General features: G+C 39.9%; 5 protein-coding genes. 2 read left to right on the top strand and 3 right to left on the bottom strand.

Annotated elements, in window-relative coordinates:
- The first annotated feature begins 49 nt into the window (after window positions 1–49).
- Window positions 50–1,363 (top strand): Na+/H+ antiporter NhaA, encoded by a 1,314-nt coding sequence (nhaA, locus tag F1E73_RS03715; protein ID WP_086476943.1) that lies wholly within the window; start codon window positions 50–52, stop codon window positions 1,361–1,363.
- Window positions 1,364–1,591: 228 nt separating this feature from the next.
- Here the strand turns inward: nhaA and F1E73_RS03710 are convergent, their stop codons facing one another.
- The 3 genes from F1E73_RS03710 to F1E73_RS03700 form a co-directional block, all read right to left on the bottom strand.
- Window positions 1,592–3,187 (bottom strand): sulfatase family protein, encoded by a 1,596-nt coding sequence (locus F1E73_RS03710; protein ID WP_150451123.1) that lies wholly within the window; start codon window positions 3,185–3,187, stop codon window positions 1,592–1,594.
- A gap of 277 nt (window positions 3,188–3,464) precedes the next feature.
- Window positions 3,465–5,204, bottom strand: coding sequence for a RagB/SusD family nutrient uptake outer membrane protein (locus F1E73_RS03705; protein ID WP_150451122.1), 1,740 nt, complete (start codon window positions 5,202–5,204; stop codon window positions 3,465–3,467).
- 14 nt (window positions 5,205–5,218) lie between these two features.
- Window positions 5,219–8,332, bottom strand: coding sequence for a SusC/RagA family TonB-linked outer membrane protein (locus tag F1E73_RS03700; RefSeq protein WP_150451121.1), 3,114 nt, complete (start codon window positions 8,330–8,332; stop codon window positions 5,219–5,221).
- Window positions 8,333–8,592: 260 nt separating this feature from the next.
- Here F1E73_RS03700 and F1E73_RS03695 point away from each other — a divergent pair, with 260 nt between their 5' ends.
- Complete coding sequence (locus F1E73_RS03695) at window positions 8,593–11,580, top strand: ligand-binding sensor domain-containing protein (RefSeq protein WP_150451120.1); 2,988 nt, start codon at window positions 8,593–8,595, stop codon at window positions 11,578–11,580.
- Window positions 11,581–11,613 lie beyond the last annotated feature (33 nt).

Raw genomic sequence — 11,613 nt, 5'->3', positions numbered from 1 at the left:
TATTACTATTTTTGAGAGTAACTACGTATGAATGCACTAAACTCCAACCATGATAAAGCGAAGAATACTCATTCCTTTACTGAATTTCTCTAAAATAGAAAGCTTTAGTGGCATCCTTTTGTTTACTGCCACCATTATAGCCATGATATGGGCAAACTCCAGTTATGCCGATTCCTATCAAGCTTTATGGCATTATCATTTGGGTATAAGTTCGGAAACCTTCGAATTTACTTTGCCTTTGCACTATTGGGTGAATGATGCCCTAATGGTCTTCTTTTTCTTTTTAATTGGGTTGGAAATTAAACGGGAACTTTTGATCGGAGAACTGAACAGCTTGCGCAAAGCGGCCCTCCCCATGTTTGCGGCCCTTGGCGGAATGCTAATTCCCATGAGCTTGTTCCTTCTCTTGAACGACTCTCCGGAAACACAGGCGGGATGGGGAATTCCCATGGCCACTGATATCGCTTTTTCACTTGCTATTTTAAAGGTTTTGGGCAACAGGGTTCCCTTAAGTTTAAAAATATTTTTAACGGCCTTTGCAATTGTAGACGATTTAGGCGCCGTAATCGTCATCGCCCTGTTCTACAGCTCAGGGATAGATTGGATGCTACTTTTTTATGCCTTTCTACTCTTAGGCTTACTTTTTTATCTCTCTTACCGCAATCTATACTCCAAAAACGTTATGATTGTCTTAGGGATAGTGATTTGGATCCTATTCTTTAAGTCGGGCATCCACCCCACCATTGCTGGGGTATTACTGGCTTTCACCGTACCGTTAAGACAAAAGATTGATATGGATTCCTTTATGGAACAGCTTTCGGATATCTCCAAGGGATTTGCCAAAACAGAACGAGACTACCTTCCTGTACTATCCAGTGAGCAAATTGTTAAAATGGACGAACTGGAGGCCTTAGGTAACAAATTTAAATCGCCCTTACAACGTTCGGAGCACAAGCTGCATGGATGGGTAGCCTATTTTATTATGCCTGTCTTTGCATTGGCAAACGCTGGGGTAGCCGTAGGTACCGGTATGGAAATGGATACCGCCTTATTGTTCCATATAGCCATTGCCTTGTTTGTAGGCAAATTGTTGGGAGTTACCTTATTCTCCTGGATAGGAGTAAAATTGAAGCTGGCCATTTTACCAGACAATATTTCCTTTAAACGAATTATGGGAGTTGCCATCTTGGCTGGAGTTGGATTTACCATGTCTATTTTTATCGCGAATCTGGCATTTGCAGACAACCCCGTTATAGTAGACTCCGCAAAAGTAGGTATCATGGTTGGTTCCGGAGTTTCCGGTATTGTGGGTTATCTAGTGTTGCGATTTAGTGGGCAAAGAAAAAAGCTTGAAACAAGCTAATACTTCCTATTTATAACCACAGGACATAATCAAGACTACCTATACCTAGGGGATTAAGCCAATAAAATGCCCTTAGAGTTCCATTCACCGAGACACATTTTAGCTGGGGCTAATAGTAATGCAGAACAACATATGTGTAAAAGAAATGGCCCTGTGACAGGTGATGTTCATAGGGCCATTTTTTTTGGTAACCAAAGCTTTAAGCTAGCTTGCCTATCCGCCTCAAATTTAATCTTCTAAATTCCTATGCGTTTTATCCTTGTACAATTGGATATAGTGATTGTCCAAGGTTTCAGAGTCCTTATATTTCTCACGGACTTCTGTCAACTTTTGTTTCATTTCTGCTACCACCTCTGCATACTTAGGATCGTTATACACATTGTTCATTTCTTGAGGATCATTGAGTCGGTCATAAAGTTCCCAAACATCCACATCGTGGTAGAAATGAATAATCTTGTATTCCTTGGTAGCAATACCGTAGTGTCTTTTCACCGCATGTTCTGCAGGGTATTCGTAATAGTGGTAGTAAACAGCATCCCTGTCCCACTTTTCCTTTTTTCCGGTCAATAATGGCACTAAACTCTCCCCTTGCATATCTTCGGGTGCATGTACGCCAGCCATTTCCAAAAATGTCTGGGCAAAATCTAGGTTCTGCACCATTTCATCCTCGGTAGTTCCAGGGGTAATTTTATTAGGCCATTTTATTAACAAGGGTGTTTTAAAGGACTCGTCGTACATAAAACGCTTGTCGAACCAACCATGCTCTCCTAGGTAGAACCCTTGGTCCGAGGTATAAATAATTACGGTATTATCGGATAGATCATTATCATCCAAATAGGTCATTAATCGGCCTACATTATCATCTACGGAGGCTATGGTTCCCAAATAATCCTGAAGGTAGCGCTGGTACTTCCATTCCATCAACTCCTTATTGTCCATTTCAGGATACCTTTTCTCAAAATCCTCGTTTATAGGTCCATACACGCTGTCCCAGCTACTACGCTGCTCTGGTGTCATTCGGTATACCTCGTTCCTATTCAAGCCAGACTTAATATCCAGTCGGTCTAAAACATCCTCTGCTATCTTATTATCATAAGAAAGATGCATATGGTTTAAAATATTCATCTCGGCGGTTTGTGCTGCCACCCTCCCCTCATAATCGTCAAACAGCGTTTCTGGCAAGGGGAATGTTTTTTGGGTAAATTCCTTATAATGCTTTTCGTCTGGATACCAAGCCCTATGCGGTGCCTTGTGCAAGTACATTAGTAAGAATGGTTTTTCTGGAATCCTGCGGTTTTCCATCCAATCCAAAGCGAGATCTGTAGTAATATCGGTTACATACCCATTGATAATGGTATCGCCCTTTTGTGTAATAAACCTAGGATTGTAATAGCTACCTTGTCCAGGAAGTATTTTAAACTCATCAAAACCTTTGGGGTTATTGCCAAAGTGAAGCTTACCAAACATGGCTGTTTGATAGCCGGCCTTTTGTAGAATCTGTGGAAAGGTAACATTGGTAGTATCAAACTTACTGAGGTTATCTATCTTTCCATTGAGGTGACTGTGCTTTCCAGTAAGGATTACTGCTCTAGAGGGAGCACATATAGAATTAGTGACCGTAGCATTGGTGAAGAGCATCCCTTCATTGGCAATACGATCTATATTAGGGGTTTGGATCAGCTTATCACTATAGGCGCTAATGGCCTGATACGCATGATCATCGGACATTATAAAAATAATATTCGGTTGCTTTTCTTTCGCCTGTTCTTTTTGGGCACAGGAGGTTAAAACCAACAAAAAACCAAGGATGTATAAATATTTCATAGCTAATTAAATTAAAGAAAAATCCTTCATTAAAAATAATCTTGAAAAAGCATGTTCCCAAAAGAATCTTAAACCCAGCAGAGTTTTTAACGATGTAGGGAATAATAAGTTTCTATTTTATTAAAAAAGGATTAAAGTTGATCCTTTTTTATACTCGTAAATAAGAATCTAAAATAAATCCCGCCCAACAAAATTCGTCGAGCGGGATTAACTAATTAACAACTAATAAAACTAGCTGGAATTAGCATCAAACTATGGGTATAGTCGATACTAATCGCTATTCCCAGCCAGGATTTTGTGTAACAGCACCATCGGTCAGAACAATTTGCTCTGTTGGAATAGCTGATAAATAATCCCTGTTAGGGTTAAATCCAAATCCACTAGGAATGGCATTGATATAAGGATCAATATAACCTTCCTCATTTACGAGGATAGAACTTCCAATTAGATCGGCAAATTCATCTTCCATATCACTACCGATAATTTTAAATCCTTGATGTCTTTGACCAATGATTAGGTGATCTGCTTTCCAACGCATAAGGTCGTCAAAACGCTTACCTTCCAAAGCCAACTCTACTCTACGCTCTCTTCTAATTTCATTAATAAGGTCACTTACCTCTGGGAATGCTTTATTAGGATCTGCAACTGGAGTTAGCGTTAGCGGTGGCATACCCACACGGGCACGCAACAAGTTGATGGATTTATCCAAATCACCTTGTGTTAATGTTCCCAATTCCGCTTTAGCTTCAGCAAAATTTAAAAGCACTTCCGCATAACGGTAGATAATAGCTCCAATAGTACTTTCTGTTCTTTGTCCCTCATCGGTGCTTCCACCTTTATAGATTTGGTATCCGGTAGTGGAAACCACTTCATTGTTATCCCTAAAAGTAGGATATTCGAAGAAAATATCAGGATTTCCAGCTCTTTCTGTGATTAGATCTCCAGGCGTTGCGATGGTCTGTGCCAACCTAGGGTCTCTATTCTCAACAATAGTGCTTAGACTACTTTCCTGACTAGAGCTGTAGAGCGGACTAATTGCTATGGGCTGTCCGTCCACACTTAAGTAAGAATCCACCAAAGATTTTGTTACTCCGGTACCCGCTCCGTTTTGTGGAATATAGTGACCAACTCTATGGTCTACACCTTCGGAAGTATCGTATTTTTTCCAGAACATCACTTCAGAAACTCCAGAATAATCAACTTTATTGAAAAGACTCCAATAGGTGTTTTCCTCTCCGTTGTTATAAAGCGTGTAATTCCCTTCATTGATCAAAGTTTCGGCAGCATCTGCGGCCCATTGTAGAAACTTGGCACTTTCATTGGTCGGTGCTGCAAAAGGAGTCCCCTGATGGTACTTTTCCCAAGTACCTTCGTAAAGCGCAACATTGGATTTTAATGCCAACGCCATTCCCCTATGTACCCTAAACGCTTCCGTAGATGATTTGGGCTTTAGGTTGGCAATTGCCTTATCCAGATCTTCAACAATTTTTGTGGCCAATTCATTTCTAGGTATTCTAGGCGACATCAATTCCGGAGAATCGGTATTGAGCACCTTGTCTATGTAGGGAACCCCTCCAAATTTCTGCAATAATTCAAAGTAGAACATCGCTCTAAAGAAGTAAGCTTCCCCATTATAGGCCTCAATTAGGTCTTGTGGACCTTCTGCGGTGGCACTGTTTTCTAAATAGTAATTTACACTTCTAATTCTACTGTAATTACTATTCCAAGTACCATCGGAAGTAGGTGCTGTATTATTACTTCCAACAAATCTGGTATTAATATTAATATCGGCTAGGTTGTCACTATTATTATCAAATTCGAAGATTCCTCCGTTCCAGCCGCTATGCACTGGAAAGGTAGTATAGAACTGATTTAGGAACAACGCCAAGTCATTGGGTGTTTTCCAATATTGCTCCGGAGAAATCTCGTCTTCCGGAAGCTTATCCAACAAGTCATCGCTACAGGATACGGCAAAGACTGCTAGCAGCAAAAATGTAATGTGTCTTATGTTTTTCATATGTTTTGTATAATTTAAAATTGTACGTTCAGACCCACTGAGTATGATTTCTGTAAAGGATAGATTTTTCCATTCCCCCAGTATCCACCGGTAGCCTCTGGATCAAATATTCCAGAAATTTCAGAAAGGGTGATTAAATTCTCTCCGGTCATGAAAATTCTTAGCTTTTTCAACCCAAGATTTTCAAGAATATTGGACTGGAAGTTATATCCAAGACTAATATTCTTTAATCGGAAGTAAGCTGCATTCTGCAGATACCTAGTCTGTGTTTGCTGGTTTCTCCAAGTAGACCTAAAGGTTGGTCTTGGGAAAAATCCATCAGGATTCTCTTCGGACCAATAGTTTAGATGCTCTTTCATCCCTGCAGATTGCCATAGGTTATCCACGGCACCAAAGGTATACGGTCCACCCGTCCATAAATCCCTTTTAGCAACACCTTGCCATAGCATGGAAAAATCGAACCCTTTATAATCCAAGCCAGCGTTAAAACCAAAACTATATCTAGGGGTAGAGTTTCCAATTACCTTGCGGTCTCCAGGATTATCGGTAGTAGAATCCCCATAATCTATTCTGCCATCCCCGTTTAGATCCTTGTAATGAACATCACCAGGATACCAAACACCTCCATAAATCGGGGTCTGATCTGGTCCGTTGTCAATTTCTTCTTGACTTTGGTATAGGCCTACCGTCTCAAAACCCCATATTTCCCCTAGTTTTTGACCAGTTCTATAGGTATTCAATAAGTTGTTAGGGTTAGAGTACTCAGTTACAGTAGTTACCGCATCAGAAAGTACTAATCCTAAATTATAATTAACCTCACCAATCATATCCCTCCAAGAAACATTAAAATCGAAACCTTTAGTTTCCAAGTTAGCGTTATTGGATTGTGGCGCAGAGGTACCTAAAACAGCAGGAAGACGCTCGGCCGGACCAAACATATCTTCTGTAGTTCTTATAAAGTACTCAAAAGACAACTGTAAACGGTTCGTGAAAGCCGCAATATCTATTCCGTAGTTATCCGTAGTAACGGTTTCCCAAGTAATATCTGGACTAATAATTCCAGGAGTTAGGGTATAGTTTGGTCTTCCATTGTTACCCAACCACCATAGGTTAGTTCTTACTGGCATACGGCCAATGTATAGGTAGTTAGATACGTTTTGATTTCCGATACTACCAGTGGAATATCTCAATTTAAACATTCCAATCTGATCTATTCCCCAGAAGTCCTCCTTCGCAATGTTATAACCTGCAGAAACGGAGGGGAAGAAATCCCACCTGTTTGCTGGTGCAAAACGGGAAGAAGCATCATAACGTCCATTAACTTCAAAAAGGTATTTTTCCTTGTAGTTATAGGCAAACCTACCAAAGTATCCTTGGGTTGCAAAAGAACCTGCAGAGTCGTTCACATGGTCTTCACCTACAGCAGTAGAGATAGATGGCACCCCATCTGTAATTAAATCGTTTTTAGCACTGTAAATGCTAGAATACTGTGTATCCTCTTGCTGATATCCAACTAATCCGGAGAAGTTATGCGCTTCATTAACAGATTTGTCATAAGATACTACCAAGTTTGGAGACAAGTAGGTGTTCTCGCTAGCGTATCTAGAAAAACTATTGTTATTTCTTACAAAACGCTCTCTACCATCGGGTTCAATAACAGATACCCTGGCAAAGTGATTACTATTATTAAAATGCTTAGTTCTATACAGCAAGCTTGGCTTAATTTTCAAATCCTTAATAGGCTCAATAACCAAGTTGATAGATCCATCTAAACTTTGATCGATACCGGTGTATCGGCCACCATCCAATAGAAAAGGAATTTCGGAACCATCACTATAGTCACCATTGGGCATAACCACACCATTAACTGGCCATCTTCTGGCAATGTTATGTAGGTACAACCCACGGTCATAACTCGGTCTATCGGTCTCTGCACGCGCTAACCTTAGATTAGCAGCAAAGCTCAACCAATCATTCACCTTACTGGATACTTTAGAGTTAAAAGTGTAACGTTGGTAAGAATCGTCCCCGTAATTCATAATTCCAGGTGCATCCAAGATAGATCCAGATACGTTATAGTTAACGTTTTTCTGTTTTCCAGAAAAACTAAGGTTGTGTTGCTGACGGTGAACAACACTCTTATACATTTCCTTAAACCAGTTGGTATTGGCATTAGATCCCGTGTACTGTTGCCAACGAGTTCCATCTGAATTGGGAACGGTTACAGGAGTATTTACCGGATCTGCCAAATAGGCTTTGATACGGTCCATTACCTCGTCGGAAAAAACCACCCCGCTTCCACCATTGGTGGCAGCCAAATTAAAATAATTGGCAAACTCCAAGGAGTTCATCATATCCGGCGTATTTAGAGGGGAAGAAAAGATAAAGTTATTGGAATAGGTAAACGTATTACCATCCAATGCCTCACCACTCTTGGTTTTTACAATAATCACCCCGAATGCAGCCCTAGAACCATAAATAGCGGAAGAGGCAGCATCTTTAAGAACGGATATATTATCTATATCATTAGGGTTGATATTGTTAAGGTCATTAGGGTTATCCAAAGGGATATCATCTACAATAACTAGAGGAGAACCGGTTCCTTGTAAGTTTCCAACTCCACGAATACTAATATTCATATTAGCACCTGGCTCACCTCCAGAGTTACCTACAGTTAGGGAAAGCCCTGGAGCAGCACCTTGCAGTCCCTGCATAACGTTGTTTACAGGTCTACTTTCTAGTTGCTCACCTGATACAGTACTTACAGATCCTGTTAAGTTCTCCTTTTTCTGCGTTCCATACCCAACTAGTACCACTTCTCCTAGCTCTTCTGCCTGTGGCTCTAAGGAAATATTTATTTGAGTTCTTCCATTTACGGCTATATTTCCTGTTGCATAGCCCAAATAGCTCACCACAAGGGTTGCATTCCTATCCACTTTAATCTCAAAGTCACCATCAAAGTCGCTCACCACTCCTCTGGTAGTCCCTTTTTCTACTACACTGGCCCCTGGAACGGGATCCCCGGTTTCCGCGTCAGACACCGTACCTCTTACGGTAATCGTTGGCTGCTGTGCAAATAGGTGCGCTTGCACCAATAATAAACAGCAATAAAATAAGATTTTCTTCATTTGAATTGTTTAGGTTAATTAATTAGTTAAACAAATAAAACTTCTTAAGCAGGAGCTAAAAAGTCATATTTCTGATTGCCAAATTAGCCAACGTTAAATGTATCTTAAAGTTTTAAGGGTATAAATTTAGGTTACATGGGGTTACAAACAGGTTACATGCACTCTTTATTTATTTGGTGAAAATCTTTGAAACCATCATGTTAATTAGGATGATTGAGGATATTTCCCTTTATTTGTTCCTCATAATATTAAGTTAACATATGAATAAATTTAAGTTAACATCTACGATTGTTTTATTAATACTCCATGTACTTGCATACACTCAAGAAAGAATACTCCCATTCCAAAATCTATCCTTTCAGGATGGGTTATCGGACAATAACGTGAGCACCATTCTACAGGATAGTGATGGTTTTATATGGTTGGGAACCAAATTAGGAATAGACAAATACGACGGACAAAACATAAAGACCTATTTCCTCCCCAATGAGAACAACCAAGTAAACTCCTTAGTACAGGATCATAGCGGTAGACTTTGGGCAACAACTACGGAAGGGTTATATTATTTTAATATAAAAAGCGATCAATTTGAACGCTATATCTCCTCACATCCCTCCATTGACAGCAGCTTGCAGGGATACATTCCCAATGTACTGGTACTGCAATCCGGAGCCCTGTGGTGCACCACCACCAATAATGAAATTGTTTCCCTATTTCCTTATGAGGACAAGGCCGATGAAATCATAAAAATGCCTGTGGAAGATGGTGAAGAGAATGCAGGTAGTGCAACGGACCTTTTACAGGATAATAATGGTGTTATATGGATAGGCACAAGTAACGGTAAGCTTTATAAGTATTTGGACTCCAAATTTACCCAGACTAACTTTCGAGGAAACGAGGCCCATATCAACTCCCTATCCATGGACCCATATGGCCTCTTATGGATTGGAACCAACAGCAATGGCTTGTTTAGCTACCACCCTAAAATCCAAACAACCCAACATTACGCTACCCAAGTAGAGGAATTAGACAAGCGCATATCCAATAATATTGTTCTGGATGTTATGGCAGATAGGGATAACAATATTTGGATAGGAACAGATGGAGGCGGACTAATTCTCTATGAATCCAAGAACAACAGATTCATTACTTTTAAACAAAACTCATATACCAATTACCCTATTGCGGACAATTCTATCTTGAGCATCCATCAGGGAGAAGACAACGTAATTTGGGTGGGTACGGTGCATGGTGGTGCCAGCTATTTTAAATATTATGCCACCATAAGTCATATTCCCGCTTCGGATTTAGCTTTTGACCAGATAGATGAGCAGAGCTCGCAAATATTAGAGGCTTCCAATGGAGATATATGGATTACGGCCGGTAGAAATGGATTGCGAAGATACAATCCAAGTAGTGGAAAAGTCACTGTATTTAAGGACGATCCTTCAAAGGACAACGACCTTAACGGAAATAATATTGTGTCCTTGCTTCAAGACAACCGAGATAGGATTTGGATTGGGACTTACAATGGTGGATTAAATATTTATGACCCCTACAACAATAGGTTTTTAGAGGCTGAGGATCGATTTAACAGCATTGCTATTTTTGCTATGGAGCAAGATTCCGAAGGAAATGTCTGGGTAGGAACCAATAATGGCATTCGGGTATATAATTCCGATTTAAAGATTGTGAATCACTTTAATTTAGACAATACCCCTAATCTCAACTCTAACTTTATTACCAGTTTATACGAAGATATAAAGGGCGATATGTGGGTAGGCACCAATTTAGGGCTGAACGTTTTTAAGCAAAATAAAGTACTCTCCTATATTTCAGATAAAAACAATCCCAACTCTCTTAGTGGCAATCGAATTAGATCTATCACGGAAGACGATGATCTTTCAGTACTTATTGGCACTTATGGCCATGGATTAAATAGGTATCATAGAACCAAGGATACGTTTACTAGGATTGGTAAGAAAGATGGATTGGAAGCCAGCATCATTGGGGGAATATTTTTAGATAAGGACAAAAACATATGGTGTAGCACCAACTTAGGGCTCAGCAAAATTTCTCCGGATGGTACCATAGCAAATTTTGGCCTTCGTCACGGAATCCAGGCTTATAGCGGTGGAAGTGCCATTATCAGCAAGGACAACCAAATACTAATGGGAGGCAGACTAGGGCTCACCTATTTAAATGCATCTGAATTTAAGGAAAACAATTCAGACGAACCTAAAAAAGTGTTTTTTACCACAGCAACCGTAGTTGGGGAAAACGGAACAGAGGAAATCAATTTGGCATCCAATGCAAGCAAGCATATTACGCTCTCCCCCCAAGACAAGCTTTTATCCATCCGATTTTCCAGCTCGGATTATTGGAGTCCACAGGACAATAATTATGCCTATAAGCTAGTAGGATTAAATAACGAATGGCAAACCATTGGGAACCAACAAGTACTAACTTTTTCCAATTTAGATCCAGGCAAGTACTCTCTAATGGTTAAATGTGCAGATGCCATTTCTAACGAAGAAAGGTCTTTGGCTTCTATTTCCATAACTGTACTCCCCTCCTTCTGGCAAAAAGCCTGGGTAAGGGCATTGATTGTACTAATTGGCATCCTTCTTATACTGTTATTTATAAGGTGGCGGATATCGTCCATTAAAAAACAGCAGAAACAATTGGAATTGTTGGTTGCATCCAAAACCAAAGAGGTAAAGGCGCAGCAAGAGAAAGCGTATCAGAGTGAAATTGCTCTCTTAAACGTAGAAAAAGAAAATCAGAAGCTAAATCAGCAAAAACTGAGGGAAGAACTTAATTTTAAAACGGAGGAACTCACTAATTACACTTTACGAACCGTTCACAAAAACAACCTCTTGACCCAAATAAAGGATAGTTTGATCCATGAGACCAAAGCAAGTACCCCCAAAAAAGGTAATCTAAAAAAAATAGTACATCTTATTGACGACAGCTTAATACTAGATGAGGATTGGGATAATTTCTATCACCTTTTCAATCAGATCCACACCACCTTTATCAATAGCCTAAAAGATTATTGCCCTCAACTTAGCGATCGGGAAATTAGATTATGCGCTTTAATCAAGCTCAACTTTACTTCGCAACATATAGCCACCCTCTTTGGAATTTCATTGAGTTCTGTAAAGGTTGCGCGACATCGTCTACGGAAAAAATTGAATATTGCGGAAAACCAAAGTTATGAGGACTTTTTTGAAACCCTTACCTAATAAGGAGAAGACTACCCTCTACGGTATTTGTTG

Origin of the sequence: Arenibacter lacus, from assembly GCF_008711145.1 — a bacterium.
GTDB classification, from domain to species: domain Bacteria; phylum Bacteroidota; class Bacteroidia; order Flavobacteriales; family Flavobacteriaceae; genus Arenibacter; species Arenibacter amylolyticus.
Note: the sequence above shows the minus strand (reverse complement) of the source record. Positions and strands in the feature narration are given on the sequence as shown.